The organism is Mesorhizobium sp. WSM4832 (assembly GCF_055811115.1).
Window position 1 is genome coordinate 130,926 of sequence record NZ_JBVVQH010000014.1, and the last position, 21,686, is coordinate 152,611.

A 21,686-nucleotide genomic window follows, 5' to 3' on the forward strand; every position below is an offset into this window, starting at 1 on the left:
AGGATAACGTCGGCGCGCTGAGGTTTGTACTCAAAGAAATTGCGAACTTTTGGCTAAAATCGCTTTAAGTTCAAGGTGTTGTGCGCTGCGGCAGCGACCTTGCCGCAGTGCAATGTATTCCTTCGGTGGGTTCCGGCGGCGTCTGCGGCGCAACCATCCCTTGTCCCAGCCGACCGTCTCTCGCTGCCTCACGACAGGTGCCGTGCCTCGCAGTAAGCCCTATCGATCCCGTCGCGCCAGGACGGGATAAGGGAGAAGAATGCATGTCCTCGCCGGCCGTCAGTTCAGTTCCTGCTGTGGGCGCCTTACCCGTCCTCGGCCTGCTCGGCGCGATCCTGTCGGTGCAGGTCGGCGCCGCCTTTGCCAAGGGCCTTTTCCCGGTGCTGGGGTCGGAAGGCACGACGATGCTGAGGCTCGCCATCGGCGCGCTGATGCTTGCGGTGGTGCTCAGGCCATGGAAGGTGCTGCCCTCGCGGAAAAGCCTGCCCTGGCTTGCCGCCTATGGCATCACCGTCTGCGCCATGAACATGCTCTTCTATGCCGCGCTCCAGCGCATTCCGCTCGGCATCTGCGTGGCGCTTGAATTCACCGGGCCGCTGTTCGTCGCCATGCTCGGCTCCAGGCGCCTGCTCGACCTCGTCTGGGTGGCGCTGGCCGTCGCCGGCATCGTGCTGCTCTCGCCTTTTGCCGACGCCAGCCGAGGGCTCGATCCGCTGGGCGTGGCGCTGGCGCTCGCTGCGGGCGCCTGTTGGGGGCTCTACATCATCTTCGCCCAGAAGGCCGGCGCCGAGCTCGGCGTGCGCACCTCCGCCTATGGCATGGCGATCGCCGCGGTATTGGCGCTGCCTTTCGGCTTCAGCGCGGCCGAGCCCTATCTCGCCGACCCGCACATCATGGCGGGCGCCGCCGTTGTCGGCCTGTTCTCCAGCGCGCTGCCCTTCTATCTGGAAATGCTGGTGCTGGCCCGCATGCCGGCCAAGGTCTACGGCATGCTGGTGTGCCTGGAGCCGGCGGGCGGCGCATTGACCGGCTTCCTGTTCCTGCATGAGAAGCTCAACCTGCCGCAATGCGCCGGCATCGCCGCCGTCATTGCCGCCGCCTTCGGCACGGCGGTCGTGGCGCGGCGCCCGCTGCCTTCGCCGGCCTGACTCCTCTGAAGCTGGTCGTGCGCCAGCGCCCCGCTGCCCGTCTAAAGGGTTGCCCGGCCTGGAAAAATCGATCCGCGCGGGGCCACGTCCAGCTACATCCGCTGGTTGAAATAAGACTTAGGTCCTAGAAAGATGTCGCAATAAGTCCGAGTGGACAAGACAAGGGTCGTGGGCCACTTCCTTATGATGAGCGGATTGGGGATGCTTATGCTGCGACATTGCCGGTGGGGTAGTTCGGCCGACGGGCTGAAGGGCTGGCATGGGGAGAGCGGAATGCGCGCATCGCGCAGGGGCTGCAGGCTGGCCTTGCAAGCGCTGACTGCGTTGGCGCTTGTTGTCGCGCCTTTCAGTCTCTCCATCGATGGTCCCGTCGTGGCCAAGGCCTATGCCGGCAAAGGCGGCAATGGTGGTGGCAACGGCGGCGGCAATGGTGGTGGAAACGGCGGCGGCAATGGCGGGAGCGGGGGCAACAGCGGTAATAGCGGCGGTAATAGCGGAAGCAACGGCAACAGCGGCGGCGACAACGGAAACGGGAACAGCAGCGGCGACAAAGGGAACAGCGGCAAGAACAATAGCGCCAGCGCGACAAGCACCGCGGACGTCGATAGTCATTTGAACGCCCTTACCGGCGACAAGGTCGAGGCCACTCGCAACAGAATCCAGGTCACGCACCGCAACGGAATGAAGGAGCAGATCGAGAACGGCCGGTTCAGGATGGAAGACAAATACGGACGCACCATCGTCGACCGCAAGGCCACCATGGCCGATCTCAATCGCCTGAAGAGTTTGTGAGACGCAGTTTGTGAGAGCGAGGTTTTATCGGGATTAGATCTTAAGGGACCGAAGGTCAGCGCTGCAAAATCAGGTTGCCACCTTTTGCTTCGTCTCCGCGGTCCTGATCGTCTTTCGATAAAACTTGGCTACTCACCTTACCCCCGCCTCCGTGCGGGGGTAATTTTTTCAATGCATGTCGCCCAAAAGTGCGCAGCGGTTTTGGGAGAACGACTTTGCATCAGAACTAGGGCTTAAAGCACGTCGCCTGAATCGGTTTCGACGCGATACGCTTTAAGCCCCGGCCGCGGCTTGCCGGTTGCGACGTTGGTCAGCCATGACGGTGGAAATGGTCCGACTGGCCGGGGCATGGGTCGTGGGCCGCTTTCGTCGCTCTGTCGGAATGTGAATCCTTGCCCCGTTGAAATGCCCGGTTCCGCCTTGCTTGTGCCGCGAGCGGAACTTCGGCCCATGCCGAGGTGGAACCGGTAGGAAAAGCACGGAATGCCCCAACCCGCTTGCAAAAGGCTAGCCCACCTCACGCTGCACGTCGCTGCCGCGCTGGCGCTTGTCGTCGCGCCCGGTCTTTTGGGGCCGGACAACGTGACCAAGCTCGTATCCGCCGCCTATGCCGGCAATGGCAACGGTGGCAATGGCGGCAATGGCAGTGGCGGCAATTCGGGTTCCGCCGGCGGGTCGAATTCGGGCTCGGCCAGCGGCTCGAATTCCGGCAATAGCGGCAACAGCAACGCCGGCGGCGGCAACCCCAATGCCGGCCCGGGCAACAACAGCGGCAAGGGCAAGACCAATCCCGCTGGCAAGAACAGCTTCAGCAACGCGGCGACCGGCGACACGCTGTCTATCGATGGCGACAAGATCACCGTCATCCATAGCAACGGCATGAAGGAGCAAGTCCAAAACGGCCGCTTCGAGATGACGGACGCGCAAGGCCGCACCATCATCGACCGCCAGGCGACGCAGGAGGACGTCTCGCGCCTGCTGAACTTATGAGGGCCTGGAGGAGCTACCCCTTTTTCGGCGCCCTCGCGCGTCACCCCCGTCCCTTGAGGCGGGTGATTTGTTGTAGGCAATAGGCAATAGGCAATAGGCAATAGGCAATAGGTGGTTTCTCTACTGCCTACTGCCTATTCCCTGCTGCCTAAAACACCTAATTCCTCTCCCTCGCCTCATGCATCAGCAGCGCCGCCTCGGTGCGGTTGCGCACGTTGAGCTTGGCGAGCACCCTGGTCATGTGATGCTTGACCGTCTTTTCCTGCAGCGACAGCCGGGCGGCGACCTCCTTGTTGCTCAGCCCTTCCCCGACCAGTTTCAGGATTTCGGCCTCGCGGGTGGTGAGTTGGGCGAGCGGATCGGGCTTGCTGCCGGTCGGCTGCAGAAGATCGGAAAGCAGCCTGGCCGAGAGGCTCGGCGACACATAGCTCTGGCCGTTGGCGACATCGCGCAGGATCTCGGCCAGCGCCTTGGAGCCGACGCCCTTCAGCACATAGCCGCGTGCGCCCGCCTTCAGCGCGTGGGCGACGTCGGCGTTGGTCTCCGACACCGTCAGCATGACGACCTTCTGGTCGGGCACCGCTGAAAGGATGCCGCCGAGCGCGTTGAGGCCGCCGCCCGGCATGCTGATGTCGAGCAGGAGAATATCGGGCGTGCTGGCGCGCACCAGTCTTTCGGCGTCCTCGGCGCTGGCGCCTTCGCCAACAAGTTCGAAGCCGCCTATCTCGCCGAGGCTGCGCGCCACGCCCTCGCGAAACAGTGGGTGGTCGTCGACTATTGCGATGCGGATGGATGTGCTCACGGTTGCTCCTCGACAGACAAGGTGATTACCAGTCTGGTTCCTCCGGGGCCGGTCAGCGTTTCGAACTGCCCCCCGATGCTTTCGATACGTTCCCTGAGGCCCGCAAGCCCAAGGCCTTCGCTTCGCGCCGGATCGAAACCGGGGCCGGTATCCAGCACCTCGACCAGGAGCTTGCCGCCCTTCGTCGTGGCTCTGACCTGCTGGCCCTTGCCCTTGCCGTGACGGAAGGCGTTGTTCAGGCCTTCCTGCACGAAGCGATAGATGCTGATCTTTTCCGAGGTGCCGAGTTCCGGCAAGCGCTCGGGTAGCGTTAGCAACACATTGGTGGTGGTGCGGCGCTCATGCTCGGCTACCGCCAGCCGCAAAATATCGGCAATGGCCTGCGCCTCGATCTGCGGCAGCACCAGCCCGTTGCAGATGCCGCGTATCTCGCGCATCGCTTCGCCCAGCGTCTTGTGTATGCCGGCGATCTCGGCTTCGCGCAGCGTGCTCGATGTGGCCGGATCGACCAGCGCCGGGCTGTCCATCCTCAGCGCGGCGAGCGCCACCAGTTGCGCCGGCCCGTCATGCAGGTCGGCCCCGATGCGCCTCAGATACCGCTCGTTGAGGGCGGTGGCGCGGCGCGAGGCGCGCTGAACGCGCTGACGCAGCGACGAGTTCTGCGCCAGCGCCGCCTGCAATTCGGAAACCTTGGCCTCGAGCGCTTCCTGCTGCGTGACGATGGTGCGGCTGCCGCGGAAAACGATGCCCGAGAGCAGGGCAAGCGCCGCCGCCGTGGCGGCCGCCACCACCAGCCAGCTCCACAACAGGGCGGAGTGCAGGGACTCCTCGAAATCGCCGGACAATTCGTAGAATTCGGTGACGGCCACGACCTCGCCCGACCAGGGCTCGCGCACCGGGTTGTAGATTTCCAGCAGCGGCATGCCCATCGACCGTTCCTTGTCGTCTTCCTCGTCTTCGAGCCTATTGTATTTGACCATGACATTGCCGGCGAAAGCGGCGAGGAGGTTGGCGTTGGGCTTGACCTGCCTGCCGATGAGGTCGGCGTCCTTCGAGTAGAGGATCGTTCCGTCGCGCCGCCACAGCTTGAACGAGACCAGCCTCTTCCCGAGCGCGCCCTGGCCCAGCGTCTCGTCCAGCGCCCGCTTGACGGTGTCGTCGAGCTCCTGGCTCTTGCGCATGTCGGGCAGCAGAGGGGCGATCACGCTGTCGACATAGAGTGCGGTGGTGGCGGCGGAATTGTGCAAGACGCCGTCACGGATCTGCGATGTCACCCACAGCCCGACCACGAGCATCACGGCCAGAAGGCCGATGCCGCCCGCGATCACGAACTGCCAGGCCAGCGAGAGCCCACTCCAGACTCGTGCAAGTCGTTTTAAATACCTCCCAAACATCGGCACCATTCACCCACCCGTCAGCGAGAGTATAGGTGAGGGGAGGCAATTGCGACACCGACCTTGGTCCGTGCCCGTGGGGAAGGTTAATGGCCGGCGGTTGGGTTCGCGTACGCCGGCGGGCAGGCCCGGATTCGCAACGAGCGTCCTCATTCTTAGAAGTAAAGCCCGCGCCACTCCTGTCGACGGGGAAGACGCGGGCCGGTTGCCACCTGAATTCACGGGATCATTTTTCGCAACGCCGACACAACCACCAATCGAGCCCTGGGTCCAGAGCAAAAGATATATGCCCCACGGAATATAGCGACACGCCGCAGCTGCGGTGGTCGGTCCTGTCTTTTCATCCGTCGTTGTAGATACGAATATATAGCGGCGGACCCGCTCGGACCTTTGCGCTGCTGCATAAGACCTCAGCCACAATTGCGAGCGTAGCTGGAAACGGACACTCTGTCCCTGCGTCGGCCTCCCCCCAAGGAAACCCAATGGTCGTCGCTTTAGCCCGGCTTGCCTGTCAAAGAGCCGTACTCTTTTGCCGCCAAGGCAAGCCGGGCTACCCCAACTGCCTTCCCATGCTCGATATGGCGTGAGCCACGGTGCCGAGGGAAGTGGCGCGATGCCATGCCGGCAGTCGTGGCCCATACCGATCATTGCAACGCGCCGTTGCTCGGTCATCCAGCCGCCGACCGCGGAACCCGTGATGAATAAGGCGGGGAGGCACCCGATCCCTCCATTTCGACGGAACGAAGGCCGGGCAAGCGCGTTTTTGCGGTGATGCCGAGGGCTCCTCACCATCACAAGGCCGAAAGGTCTTTTCAGGCCTCGACTGTGGAGGCCGAGCGCTTGGCGCGCGCGCAAAAGAATTCCAGGCTGAAAAACCTTCGCACCCACGCTTCGTGGCTGGTGTTCGATCCGCAGGCGCGTTTCCAGGAGGAGATCGACTGTTCGGCGCTGCTCCGCGACCTGTCGATCCGAGAGGTCGATGGCGAGGGCTAGAACTCGGCGGCTTTCAGCCCTTCACGCGGCCTGCAATTCGGCTACGGCATCCTCTCGCGATATCTCGACCAGCCGCGCGATCGCCAATGGCGTCATCAGCGCAAAGAAGGCCGTGACATCGAGGAAGATCGACCACGCCAGATCGAACCCGCTGTGGTCGTAGCAGACTGCAAACTCCATCAAGCCGGACCCCCTTTGACCCACCCGTTGCGCATGTCGTTTCGCGCTCTCGACAAGCATGATCCTGATTTGCGTCAAACACAAGAGATTGCTAATTTAATGCTGGATTATCAGTGAGGGGGGCGGGTTGTTCCTGCCGTTTTTCCATTGGCCGTCGGCCTATCAGCGCCGCCGGCTGGGTAGATGGAAATGGATGGCGCTCGGCGCGCCGTTCATCCTCCTTTCTGTCTACATCGTCTACGGCTCGATTGGCATCCACTTCACTTCGCCCTGGTCGCTGCTGCGCCATCTCGCAGCCTTTCCCAACTGCGCCACAGCCCGCTTGGTCAGCCTCGCTCCGGCGCGTGCTGGACAGCCCGGCTACTGGCCGACGCATGATGCCGACCATGACGGCATCGCCTGCGAGCGCTGGTATCGCTCAAGCGGGAGCGGTGTGAGAGTGCACCGCTACTGACGCATATGCAGTTGGGTCGAGCCCAATCGAACTCGAAGCTGGCATCTAGGCCGTCTTCGGCCAGAACAACCAAGCGAGCGCCAGCGCCGCCAGCGCCCAGAGCGCGATCATGAAGGCGAGACCGGCCCTGCTGACCGGTTTCTCGCGGCGCGTAGCCTCTTCGCGGAATTCCTGCATCAGGTTGACCGGCACAAGCTTGACCGCGAGCATGATGCCGACCGGCACGATCAGCAGGTCGTCCAGGTAGCCGACGATCGGGATGAAGTCCGGGATGAGATCGATGGGGCTCAGCGCATAGGCCGCGACGGCGCCCGCGGTGGCCTTTGCATACCAGGGCACGCGCGGATCACGGGCGGCAATCCACAGCGCCACTACATCACGCTTGATTCCGCGCGCCCATTGCTTTGCCGAGGCGAGAGCCGACATGCGCCTATTATATACGGCTGTGCGGGTCGTCAGACCACTGGCGATCACCGGCTGGGCCTCTTCAGGCGCAGTCTTTCAGTTCGACAACCTCGACACCGAGACGGAAGGCCTGGCCATCGGCATAGGAGCGTGCATACTGCTCGGCTTCAAAGGGGAAAATGAGCGTGGTGCCGTAGGCGGTGACGCGCACCGTCCACTTCTGGCCCCTGACGAGTTCAACGCCGTGAAGCTTCGCCGTCACCATCTCACCCTCCTCAGATCCGGCACACCAGCAACGTTCGCATAACGTCGCGAAAGTCATTTGAATACAAATAATCCGACTCAATCGTGTCGCTACGATGTCGATTCCGACATTGGGTCGTTTGCGTCCGTGAAATGGTTCACCGACAGCGGCGTTTTTGTTCTCTGCCGGGAGCTGCCGAAATGGTCTGCCCGGAACCCGCGACGGCCCCGGCGGGTTAGAGTCCTGGCTCGCACAGGAGGGCGCCATGATCCGCAAACTGAAATCCGGCGAATACCGCCTCTATTCGCGCAAAGTCGATCCGAGAACCGGCAAGCGCCGCAATCTCGGTACCTTCAAATCGCGCGAAGCCGCTGAAAAGCACGAACGCGAAGTGCAGTATTTCAAGCGTCACTAATGCATGTCGCCCAAAAGTGCGCAGCGGTTTTGGGGGGCCGACATGCATCAAAAACAAAGACTTTAAAGCGCGTCGATTGAATCCGTTTCAACGTAACGCGCTTTAGGAGCGGTCACCGTTGCAGGCGGGAAGGATTGCGGTCCTGGTTTCACCCGTGCGGTCTCGGCTGGGTGCGCGGGCGAGGATTGTCAGGCACGTTTGAGCCGATATGGTCGAGGTCGCAACGTCTCGTCACCATCTCGACCGACTTGGTGTCGACGGTCACGCGCCCCAGCACCTGCACAGTCGTGCGTCCAAGACCCTCGTCGACATGGACCACTTCGCCCTCGAGTCTGAGCTTGTCGCCTGGCTTGGCATTGGGCTCGACCATTGAATAGCGATGGGCATTGCTCTCGAGTTCCAGCGTCACGCGGTCGCCGACACGTTCGACCACCGTGGCGATGACAGCCACGCGGTCACCTATCTCCACTGCCGGGCGTGTCATTGCGATCTCCTTTCAGCTCCGCGCGGTTCCTCGCCCGACGAAGCCGGCTGATGAGCGCCAGCAGCCGCTGAAATAAACGCGAAAACAAGCATTTGGTTGCCCTGGATTGCCTGTCGCCGCGAGGGCTTGACCCCCGCGGCTGCAGAAAATCCGGCCGCAATGTCGCACGCGGAGGCGCTGCCTTTGGGAAGCGAGAAAGGACTTGATCAGACCGGGAGGCGGCCAAGGTTTTGCGGGTCACCCTGAACCTTGACGGATCGAAAAGGTTCTTCCAAAATCAATATGAACCAAAGGAGTTCATCGTGGCCGCCTTTACAGTCCGCGTGTCCGACGACATAGCAAAAAAGCTGGAAGAGATCGCGCTGAAGATGGATCGATCCCGATCCTACACGGCAGCCGAAGCGATCGAGGAATATGTTGCCCGCCAGGAATGGCAATTGGCCGAAATCGAGGCCGGGCTTGCCGAGGCAGACGCCGGTGACTTCGCCGGCCCGGACGAACTCGCCAGCGTTGTCGCCAAATACGTCAAGCCCAGTTCATGAGCCGCCGCATCGTCCGCTGGACCCGCAGGGCGACCTTGCGGGTGGACCAGATTGGCGGTCACATCCACAAGGACAATCCGGGCGCTGCCAGCCGGGTCATCGCGCGGATCGTCTTGGCGGTGGACAAACTCGGCGAGCAGCCGGGCATGGGGCGCCCCGGCCGTATCAAAGGAACCCGGGAACTGGTGTTCGCCGATATTCCCTACATTGTCGCCTATCGCGTCACGGCCTCGGCGGTTGAGGTCGTGACTGTCATGCACGGCGCCCAACGCTGGCCCGACAAATTGTAGGAGCGCGGCTCCGAAGCCCTTACGCAGCCCGCGGCAGGGCGACCGCACCCGGCCCCCCACGGGGGAAGCGCAGCGTGCCGGTCCTGTAGTTGACGGCTCGCCAAACGCCCTCGGCGACATCGATTTCCCTGGTGGTCAGCGCCGACTGGGTGTCAGGTATGAATGAGAATTGAATTCTGTCCGCTTGCGGTACGCATTGGCCATTTGCACCATCCTACCCTGGAGGATAGGATATCGGCATGACAATACACAGCTCCCACCCCGATATCATCGTCCGGCTCAAGCGTGCGCACGGCCATCTTGCCGCCGTGCTCGCCATGTTCGAACAGGGCCGCTCCTGCCTCGACCTCGCGCAACAGCTCCATGCCGTCGAAAGCGCCGTCGGCAACGCCAAGCGGGAGCTGATCCACGACCATATGGAGCATTGCCTTGTCGAAGGTGGCGAGCCGACGAGGGACACGCTCAAGGAGCTGAAGCAGCTCACCAAATATCTGTGAGGCGGCGATGTGGGAAAAAGTTCTGGACTGGCTCGGCTTCGGTCCGCACGGACATGATCATGGCGGAAACGGCCACGACCGTCACGGGCCGCACGGCCACACCCATGGTGTGATCGATGCGACCATCGCCACCACCGATCGCGGCATCTGGGCGATCAAATGGTCGTTCGTCATCCTGGCTATAACGGCCGCTCTGCAGATCGCCGTCGTCGTGGTTTCGGGCAGCGTGGCGCTGCTCGCCGACACCATCCACAATATCGCCGACGCGACCACGGCCATACCGCTTTGGATCGCTTTCGTGCTGGCGCGGTGCAAGCCGACCCGTATTTTCACCTACGGCCTTGGCCGGGTCGAGGACCTTGCCGGCCTAGTCATCGTGCTCATCATCCTGGCGAGCGCGCTCGTCGCCGGATATGAGGCGGTCAATCGCCTGTTCAACCCGCAGCCGGTCCAGTTCCTCGGCTGGCTTGCCGCAGCCGGCATCATCGGCTTCCTCGGCAATGAGGCGGTGGCCGTATTCCGCATCCGCGTCGGTCGCCAGATCAACAGCGCGGCCCTGATCGCCGACGGCTGCCACGCGCGCACGGACGGGCTCACCAGCCTTGCCGTCGTCATCGGCGCGATCGGCGTCTGGCTTGGCTATCCGCTCGCCGACCCGGTCATCGGCCTGCTCATCACCGTCGCCATCTTCGGCATCGTCTGGCAGTCGGCGCGCTCGGTGCTGACGCGCATGCTGGATGGCGTGGAGCCGGGGCTTGTCGATGAGGTTCATCATGCCGCCGAACATGTTGCGGGGATCGAAAAGATGGTCGACGCGAAGGCCCGCTGGCTTGGCCACAAGCTGCATGTCGATGTGGAGATTGCGGTCAATGATGGGCTGCTGCTTGCTGCCGCGAACAACATCGCCGCGTCGCTGAAGACCGAACTCTTCGCGCATATTCCCGCGCTCGACGTCGCCACGGTGCGCTTTGCCGAGCCGGAGACGGAGGGCGGGCATCATCACGTGCCTGACCCGTTCCTGGTATCGGGCAAGCTCGCCAGCGGGCTGCTCGAAATCGTCGATACGCCACAGGGCGAGCGCATGCGGTTGCGGCTCTCGCGTCACGCCGAGGGCCTGCGGGCAAACGTCGCCATCGAACGCGCCGGCGGGGCTGTCGAAAGCCTGCCGCTGTCTCCGGTCGGCGGCGACCATCACTATCTGCAAAGCCTGGTCGCACCGGCCGAACCGCATGAATTCAGCGCCAGGCTGCAATTGGCGGCCGGTCCCGACAGCGAGGATCTACCTTTCGCCATGGCGGAGCCGGAAGGGCATCACCACGACGAGCATGTGCATGGATGATACAGGGACTGTTCGATTATCAGCGTGAAATCTACCTGGCGGTGGCCGAGCATCTCAAGACTAGCTGCCCGTCTTGAGATGTACTTGATCGAGCGCCAGCTTCAGCCCTTTGGTCAACTTCCCCACGTCGTCATTTGCCCAGAAATGCATGAAGAACAGCCGGGGTTGATCGTCGAGCATGTGGTTGTGCACGGCGGTCACCTCTATCCCGCTTTCCCGTAAGGCTCGCAGCACCGGATTCACTTCAGAGGCGATCAGAACGAAATCTCCGGTGATCGCTGCCTTGCCGCTCCCGGTCGGCTGGAAGTTGATGGCAATCGCGGAGCCCATTGCGTCCGGCACTTCCATGCCGTCATCCTTGATAGACTCTGCGCGCGGGATGTTGACCTGATAGACACCGCCATTGACCTTGCCTTTGTGGCCGAGCGCTTGGTCAATGATCGACGTATCGAGATCAGTCTTCGAAGCAGCGGCAGCGTTCGCCGGTGCGTCTGAGAGCGGTGTTCCGCTTTGCTGCAATGCCGAATGCAGCGCGGCAGCCAACTTTTCCGGATCGCCATGCCCCAGAACATGCATGTACATCGTCTCCGGTTGCGCCCTCTGCAGGTGATTGTGGAGCGCGGTGACCTCGATGCCGCTTTCAATCATTTTCATCATCACCGGGCTGATCTCGGATTCGGTCAACACGAGATCGCCCATCACCATGGCGTCGTGATCGCCCATGGGTTTGAATGCGAGCCACGAGCCGAGCGCCAAGGCCGGTTTGAGTTGCACTCCGTCGAGAGTGACTTTCAGGTCCGAACGAGGCAGCCCGATGCGGTAGACGCCTCCTGGTACCTCTGCGCCAGATTTCCCGAGCGCCTGCGCCACCGCCTTCCAGTCAGGTGCGGCAAGGGAAGGCTGGACAAATCCAAGGGAGGCTGCAAACGCGAGGCCGGCTATGATTTTTCCATGCATGATCTGCTCCTGTGTTCAGCCCAGGTGCCCAAATGGAAAACGTCTGCCGCTCCGAAATACCAACGCGCTCGCAGAATTGTGATGCATGCCTGGTGGGTTTGGCCGTCGGCTTTGTCGCGTCAGCCCCTCCGCCGTGGCTATACGGATACGCGGCGCGCCGAAGATCGACCATGCGGCGGCGATGAGCGCCGCTATCGCGGCAAGCAGCAGGGCGAGGCTCGGCAGGTGCAGGCTGGGCGGACACCGGGATGTCAAGGCTGGTCGAGGACGACGGCGGCATTGCCCGGACATGAGAGCGACGGGGCGGGTGCCCGTCGCTTCCGTGGTGTGATTCCGGCATCGGGGATGCCCAGACGGTCTATTGCATGGCTGCGGGATTCATCCACAGGAACTCCCAGACATTGCCATCCGGATCTTCGATGTGGCGGTTGAACATGAAACCGAGATCCTGCACCGGATTGGGATCGGCGCGGCCGCCTGCCGCAACGCCTTTCTCGATTACCGCGTTGACCGCTTCTTTGCTATCGACGGTCAGCGCGATCAGCATCTGGCTCTCGCGCTTCGCGTCGCCGATCGGCCGGGCCGTGAACTGGCTGTAGTGCTGGTGCGTCAGCAACATGACTCCGATCGATTCGGAGAACATGATCGAGCTGGCCTGATCATTCGAGAATTGCGGGTTGAGCGTGCCCCCGACCGCGAGATAAAACTTGGTCGCTGCTTGCAGATTGCTCACCGGCAGATTGAGGAAGAGCATTTGAGTCATCGGTTTGAATCCTCCAGTTCGTTGACCGGTACTAGTCAGTCTAGTACTCTGGACAGCTATCACGCGGGAACGGTACCGTCTAGTACTGATCGAGAGGCGCTATGAAAATTGATGTTGAGACCAGATCGGCTCGCAAGGATCGGGAAATCATCGAGGCGGCGACGGCCGCGTTCATCGCCAAGGGTTATGATGGGACCAGCATGGAGGAGATCGCCACCAGGGCATGCGCTTCCAAGCAGACGGTCTACAAGCATTTCACGGACAAGGAGACGCTTTTCAGCGAAGTCGTGGAGTCCACCGCGTCTCAGGCCAACGACGTTGTCGAGTCCGTGACGGCGCTGCTTTCCGAGGCGAAATTCCTGGAAGGCGGCCTGCAGCAGCTTGCCCGGCGATTGACCACGACGCTGATGAACGACGAGTTGCTGAAGCTGCGGCGTCTGATTATCGCCAACGCCGATCGGATGCCGCAGCTTGGCCGCAGTTGGTACGATAAAGGTTTTGAGCGCATGCTTGCCTCGGTGGCGGCGTGCTTTCAAAAGCTCACCAGCCGAGGCCTGTTGCAGACCGATGATCCCCGTTTGGCGGCCAGCCATTTGTTTGGAATGCTGCTTTGGATCCCGATGAACGAAGCCATGTTCACCGGAAGCAACCCGCGCTCGAAAGCCGACCTTGAGCGGCACGCCGATGCCTCGGTCGAAGCGTTCCTTGCCGCCTATGGTGTGCGCTCGAAGTAGGCGCGCTGCTTGGCGCTCTGCGGAGCACAACGAGCCGCGCTACGTCGCCTGTTATCTTAAGGAGATCAGTCGGCCTGAGTCAGTCAAGCCGCGTGCGCGTCTCGCGCCGAAGATCGACCATGCGGCGGCGATGAGCGCCGCTATCGTTGCAAGCAGCACGGCGAGGCTCGGCAGGTGGAAAAACATGTCCCGCCATCTGGGCTCGACGACCGCGCCGGTGCTGAAACTCTCGCCGCTGAACTGGCACAGGATCCAGGACGCGCCGCTGCGCACCATGTCTGCATCGATGTCGGAGATCAGGGCCTTCGCGTCACGCGCAGCCGAGGGCATCGTCGCCATATGGGTGAGCAGCGCCTTGGCGGCGGCCAGATAGGCATGGCTGCATTCGTTGAACGGGCTCTCTTCGTCGCCAAGGCTCCCCGGCATCAGGCCCCACAGGCAGTAGGTGAATTGCAGGTTGCCGTGATTGTAGAGCCGCCTGAACGTCGGGTCGGTCACGGTCTGGCGCTGGGCCAGGTCCAGGATATCGCCGCGGTAGCGTGCAATGACAGCCATCTGGCCATGCGTGAGACTGGGGATCTGGACGCCGGGGGGAGGCGGGGCGGAGGATCCGCTATGCGCTTGCGCCGGTGCCGCCAGTAAGACCGGCAGTGCAGCCGCCAAAAGGAAGCTAGCCGCCAGGGCGAGGAACCGTGGCAGCCAACGCATCGGAGTTCAAGCGTAGCGGCGTGCCGGGCCGCGCTGATCGCGCACCGCGACCACGCGCTCGACAACCGCGCCGAAGCCCAGTCCGACAACGGTCCACAGCACGAGTTGGATGCCGAGCGAAGCGACGCGGAACTGCCACAGCACACTCGCCGAGAAGTTTTCCGGCACTTCGTTGATGTCGGGAAGTGCTGCTTTCACCAGCGCGAAGACCACGAGGAAGGCGAGCCCTGCTGCGATCGAGGCGTTCCAGGCGCCGAGCCTATTCCACAGCCGCTGCGCCAAACCCACTGCCGCCACCATCGCCGCGATCGAGATCACGATCATGATGAAGAACAGCTCGGTGCGGTAGCCGATCGTTTCAGGATTGCCGACCGCCGGCGGGTTCGCCGGATATTTGAGGCTGGGAACCACGATCACGGCAAGGAAGCCTAGCAGCGCCAGCAGCGCCGAGGTGCCGCGTGGGCCGAGCGAGCCCAAGCGGCCGTAAGCGTAAGCGAAGACCAGCGAGAACAGCCCGCCGAGCGCGGCGCCATAGACCAGCACGCCGGTTGCCAGGCCAATGCCGGCCTGCACGGCGCGGCTGACCATCTCGGGCTCCGGCGCCTCGCCGGCCGCCTGGGCCTGCTGTTCCTCGTAGGCGATTGCCTTGTCGACCTGCGGCTCGCCATAGACGCGGGCGAAGGCGAATGCCAGAATCCCCGCAACCAGCCCGACAAGCATGCCGCGCAGCAAAAGTTTTCCGACCATGTCAGAATCCCTTCAAGCAATCCCAGGAAAACAGCGTAGCGGTTTTCCGTCCGGAATTGCGTTAGACCAGAATCGAAAGCGAGTTCAACTTTCGCTGAACCGCCTTAGTGGCAGGGAAAGCCGAGCAGGTGGCGGCCGTCATGCACGAATTCGTGCACATACATGCCGCGGATCAGCGACGTCGCGCCTTCTTCCGCACCGATGAAATAGATCGCCAGCATCAGCAGCAGCCCACCGAAGATGGCCCAGGGCAGAAGCTCGCGAACCGGAATCGGCACCGGACCGTAGGTGGTGGCGAAGGTGGTGTCGGACATTTTGACCTCCCGTGGGATACTGCGTCCCGTTGATCGAACAATGCTGCGGGATAAGGCCTGACTTTCGGCTGGTGCCGATCACAGTGGCGCGACCGTGCCGGACTCGCACCGGCTTCCAATCCCGTATCGCGCTAAAACACTTGTCAGCACTTCGTTCGCCTGTCAACGAATTGTAATGGCCGGCACGGCTTCGTGGGGCTTAATTTCACTGTGCCACGGAGTTTTTCATGCTCGCCCGCCTGACGATGATCGCAAGCAGGGCGACGCTGGCCGCGCGCAAGGGCCGGTTTCCGGGCGACGAGGCGCTGGAGCCGCGGGCCCTCGGCCGCGCCGCCTCGCTGGCCGCTTCGCTGCGCCGCGCCGACCGCGTCTGGACAAGTCCGGCGCTTGCCGCGCGCCAGACGGCCGAGGCGCTTGGCCTTGACGCGACGGTCGAGCCGCTGCTTGCCGAGCAGGATTTCGCGCGTTGGGCCGGCAAGAGCTTCGAGGAGGTGCAGGCCGAGGACCCGGAAGGCATGGCGGCCTGGCTTTCCGATCCGGACGCGGCACCCCATGGCGGCGAATCGCTTGCCGCCGTCGCCCGGCGCGGCGCCGCGCTGGTGGACCGCCTGGCCGGCGAGAGCGGCCACACCATCGCGGTGACGCATGCCGTGCCGATCCGTGCCGCCATGGTGCATGTGCTGGGCGCGCCGCTGTCCTCGGTCTGGAAGGTCGACATCGAGCCGCTGTCGATCACCGAGTTCCGTAGCGACGGCCGCCGCTGGGTGCTGCATGCGAGCGGCGTCGTCGCTGGCTGAACACTCAAGCGTGACAGATCCGTCGGATGACCTGCCAAGCTTCGGCACGGTCCGCCGGGGATATCAGGCTCGTCGTTTCAGAGACCGCTAACGGAACGGAAACGCCTTGTTGCTACGATGCTCTTCCGTGGCGAGGAGAACCCCGCCCGAGGAGCCGCCGGATATGGCCGATTATCCCGAAACCGAGCGCCGTCTTCATGCGCGTGAATTCGTGCTCAAGGACGCCACGATCATTGCCGGTGGCGTCAGGATCGGCTGCTCGGTCAGGAATCAGCACCACCATGGCGCGGAATTGCGCGTCGCTGCCGATGTGGACATCCCGGAGCGCTTCCTGCTCGAGGTTCCAGCCGACGATACGACTTATCGTGCCTTGGTGCGGTGGCGGCGCAACGACCGCATCGGCGTGGCGCTCTACAGCAATGAGCTGAAGGACTGACGCTCAGAGATAGCGTCGCACGCTCGCTTTGTAGGCCCTGTAGGGTTCGCCGAACTTACGCTCCAGATAGGCTTCCTCGCGCAGCACCACGCCATAATGCAGGACGGGGAAGCTCACGATGACGGCCACGACGGCCCACCAGCTGTCGAAGAGGAGCCCGATCCCGAGCAGCAGCCCCATCAGGCCGACATAGAGCGGATTGCGGGTGAAGCCGAACGGGCCGCCGGTGATGATCGCGGTGGCTGGCAGCGTCGGGTTCACATTGGTGCCGCCGCGCAACATCACGGAGCGTCCCCAGGCAATGATCGCAATCGCAAGTGCCGCCAGCGCTATGCCCAGCACGATGGTGAGTGGCCGGCCTCCGATCCTAAGCGGCCAGATGTAGCGTAGCGCCAGCATTATGATCAGCACCACGAGAAAGAGCAGCGGCGGGAACACCGCGACGCCCGGATTGTCAGCTTTGTCGTCCATTTCGCCGGCCTCGACCAAGCGCCGCCGACGGTATTATGCACGGACGCGCTCGGTGCAGCAATTCGTGAGTTGATCCAGCCTGAAACGGTGTGCAACCGCGCGCCTATTTGGAACGCAACCGCGGCGCGCGTTCAGTGCCGTTGATCAACAGGGATTTCGTGCATGAGCAGGGCAGCCGTCTGGGTGGCCCTGATCGCCATCGCTCTGGTGGGCCACTACCTGTTGCGGGCCAATGGCATGATCCGGTTCTGAGACAGCGGCGGCGCGCGGCGCCGTTCACTGGGTCAGCAGCGGCTCGCTCCGCGGCACGGCTGGCCAGCGCGCCCAGCAGGTTGCCGATGGTCAGGTCGGAGGGGTTCCATCGGCACGACATTTTTCCGATTGTCGGAAGGGGGCATGTCGGCTATTCCTCATTTCAACATTTCAAGGATTGTTGAAACGTGGACGAACGTCAGGCCCTGATCGCCTTTGGCGCGCTGTCGCAGGACACACGCCTGCGCCTGCTGCGCCTGCTGGTCGTTGCCGGACAGGAAGGCATTGCCGCCGGCTCGCTCGCCGAACAAGTCGAAGTCTCGCCCTCCAATGTCAGCTTCCATCTCAAGGAACTGGAGCGCGCCGGCCTCATAACTGCGAGGCGTGATGCCCGCTCGATCGTCTACAGCGCCGAATACGACGCGCTGTCCGGGCTGATCCGGTTCCTGATGGAGGATTGCTGCTCGGGCCGTCCGGAAATCTGCGCGCCGGCGCTTGCCGCGCCTTGCTGCCAGCCGGGCGAGAGGACCCGGCAATGACCGTCAAGTCCGCTGCCCAAGGTCAACCGATGAACACCTTCGATCTGCCGCGCCGCGTCGCCGCCGAAGCCCTTGGCACCGACCTGCTGGTGGCAACGGTGGTCGGCTCCGGCATCATGGCCGAGACGCTGACGCATGACACGGCGCTGGCGCTGCTCGGCAACACGCTCGCGACCGGCGCCATGCTGGTGGTGTTGATCACCATCCTCGGGCCGGTCTCCGGCGCGCATTTCAATCCGGCCGTCTCGCTCGTCTTGTGTTTGAATCGATCGCTGCAGGCCCGCGATCTGCCGGCCTATCTCGCCGCGCAATTCATCGGCGGCATCGCCGGCACCATCGGCGCGCATCTCATGTTCGGCCTGCCGGTTCTGGAAGTCGCAACGAAGCTGCGCGCCGGACCGGCGCAATGGTTCTCGGAGATTGTCGCGACATTCGGCCTTGTCGCTGTCATTCTCGCCGGCCTGCGCTTCGAGCGGCGGGCCGTGCCGTGGCTGGTCGGACTCTACATTACCGCCGCCTATTGGTTCACGGCGTCCACGTCCTTCGCCAATCCAGCCGTCGCGCTGGCGCGTTCGCTGACCGACACTTTTTCCGGCATCAGGCCGCTCGATCTGCCCGGCTTCATCATAGCCGAGCTGCTCGGCGCCTTGATCGCGCTTGCGTTGATGGGCTGGCTGCTGCGGCCCGCGATCATCCAGCAACCTTTGAAAGCAGAGCCATGACGGTCACGATCTACCACAACCCCGATTGCGGCACTTCCCGCAACACGCTCGCCATGATCCGCGCCAGCGGCGAAGATCCCGTCGTGATCGAGTATCTGAAGACGCCGCCAAGCCGCGAACGGCTGCTCGAACTGATCGGCGCGATGGGCATCGCCCCGCGCGCGCTGCTGCGCGAGAAGGGAACGCCTTACGCCGAGCTCGGCCTCGCCGACCCGAAATGGAGCGATGACGAGCTGATCGACTTCATGCTCGCCCATCCGATCCTCATCAACCGGCCGATCGTCGAAACACCGAAGGGCACGAGGCTCTGCCGACCATCGGAAGCGGTGCTGCCGCTTCTGGACAATCCGGTGCGCGAATTCGTCAAGGAGGATGGCGAGAAGGTTGCCTACATACGGACAGATTTGAGTGGGGCGTCTGCGCCGCCTACTTGTCCGCCGCCAGCGTCTCGTTGAGCATGCCCTTCCTGGCCCCCAGGCCAGCGCCTGGCTGCACATTGTCCCAGCTATCGACATCACCAGGGAAAATGCCGCCGCGGCTTTCCACCTCATCGCCATGCCTCTCCGGACCAGAAGGTCGATATGCAAGTACAATGAGAGCTTGTAACACGGACATGAACAATCTCGCGGATGCGAGATTTCTGTGAAGCGAACGCAACAGGCTCTTCAGTACGGGGCGCTACTGTCAGGCCGCCCGGGCAAAAAGCTCCTGGAACCGCTGCAGGTAGAGCGGCCAGCCCTGATCGCTGTCGACGCTGCCGCGCACGCCTTCCCAGCCCTGGCCATGCCGTTCGATATGGCGGTGCTCGATGTCGACCCGGGTCCGGTTTTCAGCCTCGGCCGTGAAGCGGACCTCCCACTCGCTCGTCCTGGCGAGGTCGGTTTCGATCTGCCAGCGCGGGCTGATGTCCCAGCTCAGAAGCAGCCGGTTCGGCGGATCGTAAGCCAGCACCCGGGCCCAGCGGCACTCGCTGCCGTCGACGCCGCGGTCGTAGACGTGACCGCCGGCCCGTCGTTCGAAAATGGTCTCGGCGATCGGGACGGCGAGCAGATTATGCTCGCGCGGCTTGATGCTGCCGAAGTCCTCGGTGAATACCTTGAAGGCGCGCGCGATCGGCGCCTCGACAACGACGGAATGTTTTACGGGGGCGGGTCCGGGTTGCTTGATCATGGCTCGTCCTTTGTCGGTTTTTCGACAGCCAGCTTGTAGGCCGCGAGCGTCTTCATCCAGAACTGGTCGATTTCCGCCCGGAACGCCGCGAGGCCATCCGGGTCGATCCGGTAGATGCGCTCCTTGCCGGAGCGCGTGTCGGCCACCAGCCCGGCATCCTTGAGCACCTTCAAGTGCTGAGAGACCGCCGGCCGCGTCACGGGCAGCACGTTGGCGAGCCCGCTGACCGAACTGGGACGGTCGACCAGCAGTTCGAAGATCGTGCGCCGTGTCGTATCGCCGAGCGCTGTCCAGTATTTCGCGTTAGTCATCACTAACGCGAAATTAGAGCGATGAGTTTTTCCTGTCAACCCGGAAGGGAGTATGGCGGCGGCTGGCGGCCAATCGAATTCCGCCGCCTGAGCTTTGTCGGCGGATCAGCTCCGCCGCTTTGCCTGCAGGCTCCGTGCCGCTTGCTCGATCGCCGCGCGGTCGTTGCCCAGCCGGTCGAGCAGTTCCTGCGCCTCGTCGCCCGAAATGCCGGTGCGCATGGCAAGCGCCTCCACCGTCAGCACATCCGCGCTGTCGATCTCGCGCGTTTCGGGCAGCGCATCGTCCGCAGTCAGCGGCAGCGCCGCTTCGCGGTCGATCTCCATCTCCGCCTGGTGCCAATGCCGTTCGTGATTGCCAAGGATGCCGCCCTCGCGCTGAAAGATCTCATAGGCACGTTGCCTGATCTTCTCGGTCCGATCGTCGTCCATTGCCGTTTCCTCCTTACGTGTCACAAGAACGCAGGACAGGGCGGAACGATCCGCGATGCGCGCAGCAGGTCGAAACGTCCAGCCTTGTACGGCAATCGCATAGGTGGTTCACCCACTCCGTCTCGGCTTTGCCGAGCGGGGACGGCGCTGATGATTATCGCCTCGCCGGCGGCCATTCCGATCCGAAACCGTGAGCTTGTCTCGGCCGCTTCCGCTCAGGGCCCATATATCGCGACCGGCTTGCCGAACATGCCGGGCTCGGGTTTCACGCCGAGCCCCGGCCGCTGCGGCACGGCGATGTGGCCCTGCTTGATGACGACCGGATGCTTCGCGTCGAAATGCCCCTTGATGTATTCCTGAGCGATCCAGGCGCCTTCCATGCGGCGCGGCTCGACCGTCGCGGCCAAATGCACGCAGGCCGCCGCGATGATGTCCCCGCCCCAGGCATCGTCGCAGCTATGCGGCAGCGAGCGGATGGCGCAGAGGTCGCGCACCGTCGTCATCCTGGTGAGGCCGCCGAGGCGCGTCACCTTGAAGCCGAAGCCGTCGGCGATGCCCAGCGAGATCGCCCGCAGCACCGCGTTCTGGTCCTCGGTGCTCTCGTCAAGATAGACCGGATGCGTCACGCGGCCTTTCAACGTCGCGATCTCGTCCATGGTGTTGCAAGGCTGCTCGAAGACGAACGGGATCGCCTGGCAGAGCCGGTCGAGATGGATCGCGGCGGCCACCGTCAGGCCCCGGTTGCCGTCGACCGCGATACGCGCCTTGTAGCCGACCGCCTCCCAGACCTTGTGGACCGTGGCCACGTCTTCCTCAAGATTACGCCCGCCGATCTTGACCTGCAGGCGCGGATAGCCGGCCTTTACCTTGTCGGCGGCGATCCTCGCCGTCTCGTCCGGCGGGCCGACGATCAGCGAATAATAGGCCGGCACACGGTCAGTCAGCGCGCCGCCCAACAGCGTCGAGACCGGCACGCCGAGTTTTTGGCCAAGCAGGTCGAGGAACGCCATGTCGAACGCGGCTTTGGCGTAGCCGTGACCGTTCAGGTGCTCGTCCATGCGCTTGGCTAGCAGCCTGATCGAAGCGATCTCCGACCCGATGAGGCCGGGAGCGATTTCGGCAATCGCGGCGCGGGCGCCCAGCGCATGATGCGGCTGGTAGACCGGGCCGATCGGGCAGGTCTCGCCCCAGCCGGCAAAACCGTCATCCGTCACGACCTCGACGAGCGTCGAGTCGAGCGCCTCCACATCGGCGCTGGCCATGCGGTAGACGCCGCCTTTGACCGGCAGCTGCGCCGAATAGACGTTGATCCGATCGATGCGCATGCACGGCTCCCCTCAAAGAACGCATCCTCCACGGGGCCTCGA

At 63.3% G+C, this 21,686-nt stretch carries 32 protein-coding genes and 1 riboswitch; of the genes, 16 read left to right on the forward strand and 16 right to left on the reverse strand.

Annotation, left to right across the window (positions count from 1 at the left end):
- Window positions 1–263: 263 nt before the first annotated feature.
- From AC0L2L_RS20375 to AC0L2L_RS20385, 3 genes are all read left to right on the forward strand, one after another.
- Window positions 264–1,148 (forward strand): EamA family transporter, encoded by an 885-nt coding sequence (locus tag AC0L2L_RS20375; RefSeq protein WP_473580611.1) that lies wholly within the window; start codon window positions 264–266, stop codon window positions 1,146–1,148.
- Between the two features lie 273 nt (window positions 1,149–1,421).
- On the forward strand, window positions 1,422–1,940 hold the full coding sequence (locus AC0L2L_RS20380; protein ID WP_473580613.1) for a hypothetical protein: 519 nt from the start codon (window positions 1,422–1,424) through the stop codon (window positions 1,938–1,940).
- Window positions 1,941–2,423: 483 nt separating this feature from the next.
- Entirely contained in the window at window positions 2,424–2,930 is a 507-nt protein-coding gene (locus AC0L2L_RS20385; protein WP_473580615.1) for a hypothetical protein, read from the forward strand.
- A gap of 157 nt (window positions 2,931–3,087) precedes the next feature.
- Here the strand turns inward: AC0L2L_RS20385 and AC0L2L_RS20390 are convergent, their stop codons facing one another.
- Both AC0L2L_RS20390 and AC0L2L_RS20395 read right to left on the reverse strand, forming a co-directional pair.
- Window positions 3,088–3,732 (reverse strand): response regulator, encoded by a 645-nt coding sequence (locus AC0L2L_RS20390; protein ID WP_027165707.1) that lies wholly within the window; start codon window positions 3,730–3,732, stop codon window positions 3,088–3,090.
- Window positions 3,729–5,126 carry a sensor histidine kinase gene (locus AC0L2L_RS20395; protein WP_473580617.1) on the reverse strand — a complete coding sequence of 466 codons (1,398 nt, stop codon included), beginning with the start codon at window positions 5,124–5,126 and terminating at the stop codon, window positions 3,729–3,731. The genes AC0L2L_RS20390 and AC0L2L_RS20395 overlap by 4 nt, the downstream gene beginning before the upstream one ends.
- 840 nt (window positions 5,127–5,966) lie before the next feature.
- Here AC0L2L_RS20395 and AC0L2L_RS20400 point away from each other — a divergent pair.
- Window positions 5,967–6,119, forward strand: coding sequence for a hypothetical protein (locus AC0L2L_RS20400; protein WP_473580619.1), 153 nt, complete (start codon window positions 5,967–5,969; stop codon window positions 6,117–6,119).
- A 21-nt stretch (window positions 6,120–6,140) separates the two neighbouring features.
- On the opposite strand, the gene AC0L2L_RS20405 is transcribed toward AC0L2L_RS20400, so the two are convergent.
- Window positions 6,141–6,302 (reverse strand): hypothetical protein, encoded by a 162-nt coding sequence (locus tag AC0L2L_RS20405; RefSeq protein ID WP_473580620.1) that lies wholly within the window; start codon window positions 6,300–6,302, stop codon window positions 6,141–6,143.
- Window positions 6,303–6,426: 124 nt separating this feature from the next.
- On the opposite strand from AC0L2L_RS20405, the gene AC0L2L_RS20410 reads away from it, so the two are divergent.
- The gene (locus AC0L2L_RS20410) at window positions 6,427–6,753 is read left to right on the forward strand and encodes an excalibur calcium-binding domain-containing protein (protein WP_473580621.1); all 327 of its coding nucleotides are present in this window, start codon (window positions 6,427–6,429) and stop codon (window positions 6,751–6,753) included.
- A 45-nt stretch (window positions 6,754–6,798) separates the two neighbouring features.
- Here the strand turns inward: AC0L2L_RS20410 and AC0L2L_RS20415 are convergent, their stop codons facing one another.
- Together AC0L2L_RS20415 and AC0L2L_RS20420 are read right to left on the reverse strand one after the other, a co-directional pair.
- Complete coding sequence (locus tag AC0L2L_RS20415; RefSeq protein WP_473580623.1) at window positions 6,799–7,179, reverse strand: YkvA family protein; 381 nt, start codon at window positions 7,177–7,179, stop codon at window positions 6,799–6,801.
- A gap of 61 nt (window positions 7,180–7,240) precedes the next feature.
- Window positions 7,241–7,423: a hypothetical protein gene (locus tag AC0L2L_RS20420; protein ID WP_036258067.1), complete on the reverse strand. Its 183-nt coding sequence runs from the start codon at window positions 7,421–7,423 to the stop codon at window positions 7,241–7,243.
- A gap of 244 nt (window positions 7,424–7,667) precedes the next feature.
- Here AC0L2L_RS20420 and AC0L2L_RS20425 point away from each other — a divergent pair, with 244 nt between their 5' ends.
- Window positions 7,668–7,817: a hypothetical protein gene (locus tag AC0L2L_RS20425; protein ID WP_095770090.1), complete on the forward strand. Its 150-nt coding sequence runs from the start codon at window positions 7,668–7,670 to the stop codon at window positions 7,815–7,817.
- A 148-nt stretch (window positions 7,818–7,965) separates the two neighbouring features.
- On the opposite strand, the gene AC0L2L_RS20430 is transcribed toward AC0L2L_RS20425, so the two are convergent.
- A complete protein-coding gene (locus AC0L2L_RS20430; RefSeq protein WP_473580625.1) occupies window positions 7,966–8,301 on the reverse strand; it encodes a hypothetical protein in 336 nt (111 codons plus the stop codon).
- Between the two features lie 299 nt (window positions 8,302–8,600).
- Here AC0L2L_RS20430 and AC0L2L_RS20435 point away from each other — a divergent pair, with 299 nt between their 5' ends.
- The 4 genes from AC0L2L_RS20435 (at window position 8,601) to AC0L2L_RS20450 (ending at window position 10,969) form a co-directional block, all read left to right on the forward strand.
- Window positions 8,601–8,843, forward strand: coding sequence for a CopG family ribbon-helix-helix protein (locus AC0L2L_RS20435; RefSeq protein ID WP_473580732.1), 243 nt, complete (start codon window positions 8,601–8,603; stop codon window positions 8,841–8,843).
- Window positions 8,840–9,133 (forward strand): type II toxin-antitoxin system RelE/ParE family toxin, encoded by a 294-nt coding sequence (locus AC0L2L_RS20440; RefSeq protein WP_473580627.1) that lies wholly within the window; start codon window positions 8,840–8,842, stop codon window positions 9,131–9,133. Before AC0L2L_RS20435 ends, AC0L2L_RS20440 begins: the two co-directional genes overlap by 4 nt.
- Window positions 9,134–9,372: 239 nt before the next feature.
- Window positions 9,373–9,630: a metal-sensing transcriptional repressor gene (locus tag AC0L2L_RS20445; protein ID WP_473580628.1), complete on the forward strand. Its 258-nt coding sequence runs from the start codon at window positions 9,373–9,375 to the stop codon at window positions 9,628–9,630.
- A gap of 7 nt (window positions 9,631–9,637) precedes the next feature.
- On the forward strand, window positions 9,638–10,969 hold the full coding sequence (locus AC0L2L_RS20450; RefSeq protein WP_473580630.1) for a cation diffusion facilitator family transporter: 1,332 nt from the start codon (window positions 9,638–9,640) through the stop codon (window positions 10,967–10,969).
- Between the two features lie 60 nt (window positions 10,970–11,029).
- On the opposite strand, the gene AC0L2L_RS20455 is transcribed toward AC0L2L_RS20450, so the two are convergent.
- Window positions 11,030–11,926, reverse strand: coding sequence for a DUF1259 domain-containing protein (locus AC0L2L_RS20455; protein ID WP_473580632.1), 897 nt, complete (start codon window positions 11,924–11,926; stop codon window positions 11,030–11,032).
- A gap of 358 nt (window positions 11,927–12,284) precedes the next feature.
- Window positions 12,285–12,689 carry a VOC family protein gene (locus AC0L2L_RS20460; protein ID WP_473580634.1) on the reverse strand — a complete coding sequence of 135 codons (405 nt, stop codon included), beginning with the start codon at window positions 12,687–12,689 and terminating at the stop codon, window positions 12,285–12,287.
- 101 nt (window positions 12,690–12,790) lie between these two features.
- Here AC0L2L_RS20460 and AC0L2L_RS20465 point away from each other — a divergent pair, with 101 nt between their 5' ends.
- Complete coding sequence (locus AC0L2L_RS20465; RefSeq protein ID WP_473580635.1) at window positions 12,791–13,423, forward strand: TetR/AcrR family transcriptional regulator; 633 nt, start codon at window positions 12,791–12,793, stop codon at window positions 13,421–13,423.
- A gap of 51 nt (window positions 13,424–13,474) precedes the next feature.
- Here AC0L2L_RS20465 and AC0L2L_RS20470 read toward each other — a convergent pair whose 3' ends face one another.
- The 3 genes from AC0L2L_RS20470 to AC0L2L_RS20480 all read right to left on the reverse strand — a co-directional run bounded on the left by AC0L2L_RS20470 (window position 13,475) and on the right by AC0L2L_RS20480 (window position 15,192).
- Complete coding sequence (locus tag AC0L2L_RS20470) at window positions 13,475–13,978, reverse strand: hypothetical protein (protein ID WP_473580638.1); 504 nt, start codon at window positions 13,976–13,978, stop codon at window positions 13,475–13,477.
- A gap of 159 nt (window positions 13,979–14,137) precedes the next feature.
- Complete coding sequence (locus AC0L2L_RS20475) at window positions 14,138–14,878, reverse strand: CbtA family protein (protein ID WP_473580640.1); 741 nt, start codon at window positions 14,876–14,878, stop codon at window positions 14,138–14,140.
- A gap of 104 nt (window positions 14,879–14,982) precedes the next feature.
- Window positions 14,983–15,192, reverse strand: a complete 210-nt coding sequence (locus tag AC0L2L_RS20480; protein ID WP_473580641.1) for a CbtB domain-containing protein — start codon at window positions 15,190–15,192, stop codon at window positions 14,983–14,985.
- A riboswitch (adenosylcobalamin (AdoCbl) riboswitch) is annotated at window positions 15,193–15,336 on the reverse strand.
- An 83-nt stretch (window positions 15,337–15,419) separates the two neighbouring features.
- On the opposite strand from AC0L2L_RS20480, the gene AC0L2L_RS20485 reads away from it, so the two are divergent.
- Both AC0L2L_RS20485 and AC0L2L_RS20490 read left to right on the forward strand, forming a co-directional pair.
- Window positions 15,420–15,989, forward strand: a complete 570-nt coding sequence (locus AC0L2L_RS20485) for a histidine phosphatase family protein (protein ID WP_473580643.1) — start codon at window positions 15,420–15,422, stop codon at window positions 15,987–15,989.
- 163 nt (window positions 15,990–16,152) lie between these two features.
- Window positions 16,153–16,425 carry a PilZ domain-containing protein gene (locus AC0L2L_RS20490; RefSeq protein ID WP_473580645.1) on the forward strand — a complete coding sequence of 91 codons (273 nt, stop codon included), beginning with the start codon at window positions 16,153–16,155 and terminating at the stop codon, window positions 16,423–16,425.
- Window positions 16,426–16,428: 3 nt separating this feature from the next.
- On the opposite strand, the gene AC0L2L_RS20495 is transcribed toward AC0L2L_RS20490, so the two are convergent.
- A complete protein-coding gene (locus AC0L2L_RS20495) occupies window positions 16,429–16,896 on the reverse strand; it encodes a methyltransferase family protein (RefSeq protein ID WP_473580646.1) in 468 nt (155 codons plus the stop codon).
- Window positions 16,897–17,336: 440 nt separating this feature from the next.
- Between AC0L2L_RS20495 and AC0L2L_RS20500 the strand changes: the two genes are divergently transcribed.
- The 3 genes from AC0L2L_RS20500 to arsC are packed head-to-tail and all read left to right on the forward strand — an operon-like array spanning window position 17,337 to window position 18,864.
- Window positions 17,337–17,687, forward strand: a complete 351-nt coding sequence (locus AC0L2L_RS20500; protein WP_473580648.1) for an ArsR/SmtB family transcription factor — start codon at window positions 17,337–17,339, stop codon at window positions 17,685–17,687.
- A gap of 29 nt (window positions 17,688–17,716) precedes the next feature.
- Window positions 17,717–18,409, forward strand: coding sequence for an aquaporin (locus tag AC0L2L_RS20505; protein WP_473580734.1), 693 nt, complete (start codon window positions 17,717–17,719; stop codon window positions 18,407–18,409).
- Complete coding sequence (arsC, locus tag AC0L2L_RS20510; RefSeq protein ID WP_473580650.1) at window positions 18,406–18,864, forward strand: arsenate reductase (glutaredoxin); 459 nt, start codon at window positions 18,406–18,408, stop codon at window positions 18,862–18,864. The genes AC0L2L_RS20505 and arsC overlap by 4 nt, the downstream gene beginning before the upstream one ends.
- A gap of 229 nt (window positions 18,865–19,093) precedes the next feature.
- Here the strand turns inward: arsC and AC0L2L_RS20515 are convergent, their stop codons facing one another.
- The 4 genes from AC0L2L_RS20515 to AC0L2L_RS20530 form a co-directional block, all read right to left on the reverse strand.
- On the reverse strand, window positions 19,094–19,579 hold the full coding sequence (locus AC0L2L_RS20515) for an SRPBCC family protein (RefSeq protein ID WP_473580651.1): 486 nt from the start codon (window positions 19,577–19,579) through the stop codon (window positions 19,094–19,096).
- Window positions 19,576–19,890 carry an ArsR/SmtB family transcription factor gene (locus AC0L2L_RS20520; RefSeq protein WP_473580653.1) on the reverse strand — a complete coding sequence of 105 codons (315 nt, stop codon included), beginning with the start codon at window positions 19,888–19,890 and terminating at the stop codon, window positions 19,576–19,578. Before AC0L2L_RS20520 ends, AC0L2L_RS20515 begins: the two co-directional genes overlap by 4 nt.
- A 105-nt stretch (window positions 19,891–19,995) precedes the next feature.
- Window positions 19,996–20,319, reverse strand: coding sequence for a DUF2934 domain-containing protein (locus tag AC0L2L_RS20525; protein ID WP_473580655.1), 324 nt, complete (start codon window positions 20,317–20,319; stop codon window positions 19,996–19,998).
- Between the two features lie 215 nt (window positions 20,320–20,534).
- The gene (locus AC0L2L_RS20530; RefSeq protein WP_473580657.1) at window positions 20,535–21,644 is read right to left on the reverse strand and encodes a mandelate racemase/muconate lactonizing enzyme family protein; all 1,110 of its coding nucleotides are present in this window, start codon (window positions 21,642–21,644) and stop codon (window positions 20,535–20,537) included.
- Between the last annotated feature and the right edge of the window lie 42 nt (window positions 21,645–21,686).

Excerpts from the sequence above, each read along its gene's own strand:
- AC0L2L_RS20530 (WP_473580657.1), bottom strand. The coding sequence starts at position 21,644 with ATGCGCATCGATCGGATCAACGTCTATTCGGCGCAGCTGCCGGTCAAA.
- AC0L2L_RS20415 (WP_473580623.1), bottom strand. The coding sequence starts at position 7,179 with ATGTCGGCTCTCGCCTCGGCAAAGCAATGGGCGCGCGGAATCAAGCGT.
- AC0L2L_RS20440 (WP_473580627.1), top strand. The coding sequence starts at position 8,840 with ATGAGCCGCCGCATCGTCCGCTGGACCCGCAGGGCGACCTTGCGGGTG.
- AC0L2L_RS20380 (WP_473580613.1), top strand. The coding sequence starts at position 1,422 with ATGCGCGCATCGCGCAGGGGCTGCAGGCTGGCCTTGCAAGCGCTGACT.
- AC0L2L_RS20525 (WP_473580655.1), bottom strand. The coding sequence starts at position 20,319 with ATGGACGACGATCGGACCGAGAAGATCAGGCAACGTGCCTATGAGATC.
- AC0L2L_RS20395 (WP_473580617.1), bottom strand. The coding sequence starts at position 5,126 with ATGTTTGGGAGGTATTTAAAACGACTTGCACGAGTCTGGAGTGGGCTC.
- AC0L2L_RS20470 (WP_473580638.1), bottom strand. The coding sequence starts at position 13,978 with ATGGCTGTCATTGCACGCTACCGCGGCGATATCCTGGACCTGGCCCAG.
- AC0L2L_RS20425 (WP_095770090.1), top strand. The coding sequence starts at position 7,668 with ATGATCCGCAAACTGAAATCCGGCGAATACCGCCTCTATTCGCGCAAA.
- AC0L2L_RS20495 (WP_473580646.1), bottom strand. The coding sequence starts at position 16,896 with ATGGACGACAAAGCTGACAATCCGGGCGTCGCGGTGTTCCCGCCGCTG.
- arsC (WP_473580650.1), top strand. The coding sequence starts at position 18,406 with ATGACGGTCACGATCTACCACAACCCCGATTGCGGCACTTCCCGCAAC.
- AC0L2L_RS20375 (WP_473580611.1), top strand. The coding sequence starts at position 264 with ATGTCCTCGCCGGCCGTCAGTTCAGTTCCTGCTGTGGGCGCCTTACCC.
- AC0L2L_RS20475 (WP_473580640.1), bottom strand. The coding sequence starts at position 14,878 with ATGGTCGGAAAACTTTTGCTGCGCGGCATGCTTGTCGGGCTGGTTGCG.
- AC0L2L_RS20490 (WP_473580645.1), top strand. The coding sequence starts at position 16,153 with ATGGCCGATTATCCCGAAACCGAGCGCCGTCTTCATGCGCGTGAATTC.
- AC0L2L_RS20515 (WP_473580651.1), bottom strand. The coding sequence starts at position 19,579 with ATGATCAAGCAACCCGGACCCGCCCCCGTAAAACATTCCGTCGTTGTC.
- AC0L2L_RS20460 (WP_473580634.1), bottom strand. The coding sequence starts at position 12,689 with ATGACTCAAATGCTCTTCCTCAATCTGCCGGTGAGCAATCTGCAAGCA.
- AC0L2L_RS20480 (WP_473580641.1), bottom strand. The coding sequence starts at position 15,192 with ATGTCCGACACCACCTTCGCCACCACCTACGGTCCGGTGCCGATTCCG.
- AC0L2L_RS20430 (WP_473580625.1), bottom strand. The coding sequence starts at position 8,301 with ATGACACGCCCGGCAGTGGAGATAGGTGACCGCGTGGCTGTCATCGCC.
- AC0L2L_RS20385 (WP_473580615.1), top strand. The coding sequence starts at position 2,424 with ATGCCCCAACCCGCTTGCAAAAGGCTAGCCCACCTCACGCTGCACGTC.
- AC0L2L_RS20450 (WP_473580630.1), top strand. The coding sequence starts at position 9,638 with ATGTGGGAAAAAGTTCTGGACTGGCTCGGCTTCGGTCCGCACGGACAT.
- AC0L2L_RS20445 (WP_473580628.1), top strand. The coding sequence starts at position 9,373 with ATGACAATACACAGCTCCCACCCCGATATCATCGTCCGGCTCAAGCGT.
- AC0L2L_RS20485 (WP_473580643.1), top strand. The coding sequence starts at position 15,420 with ATGCTCGCCCGCCTGACGATGATCGCAAGCAGGGCGACGCTGGCCGCG.
- AC0L2L_RS20520 (WP_473580653.1), bottom strand. The coding sequence starts at position 19,890 with ATGACTAACGCGAAATACTGGACAGCGCTCGGCGATACGACACGGCGC.
- AC0L2L_RS20465 (WP_473580635.1), top strand. The coding sequence starts at position 12,791 with ATGAAAATTGATGTTGAGACCAGATCGGCTCGCAAGGATCGGGAAATC.
- AC0L2L_RS20505 (WP_473580734.1), top strand. The coding sequence starts at position 17,717 with ATGAACACCTTCGATCTGCCGCGCCGCGTCGCCGCCGAAGCCCTTGGC.
- AC0L2L_RS20455 (WP_473580632.1), bottom strand. The coding sequence starts at position 11,926 with ATGCATGGAAAAATCATAGCCGGCCTCGCGTTTGCAGCCTCCCTTGGA.
- AC0L2L_RS20420 (WP_036258067.1), bottom strand. The coding sequence starts at position 7,423 with ATGGTGACGGCGAAGCTTCACGGCGTTGAACTCGTCAGGGGCCAGAAG.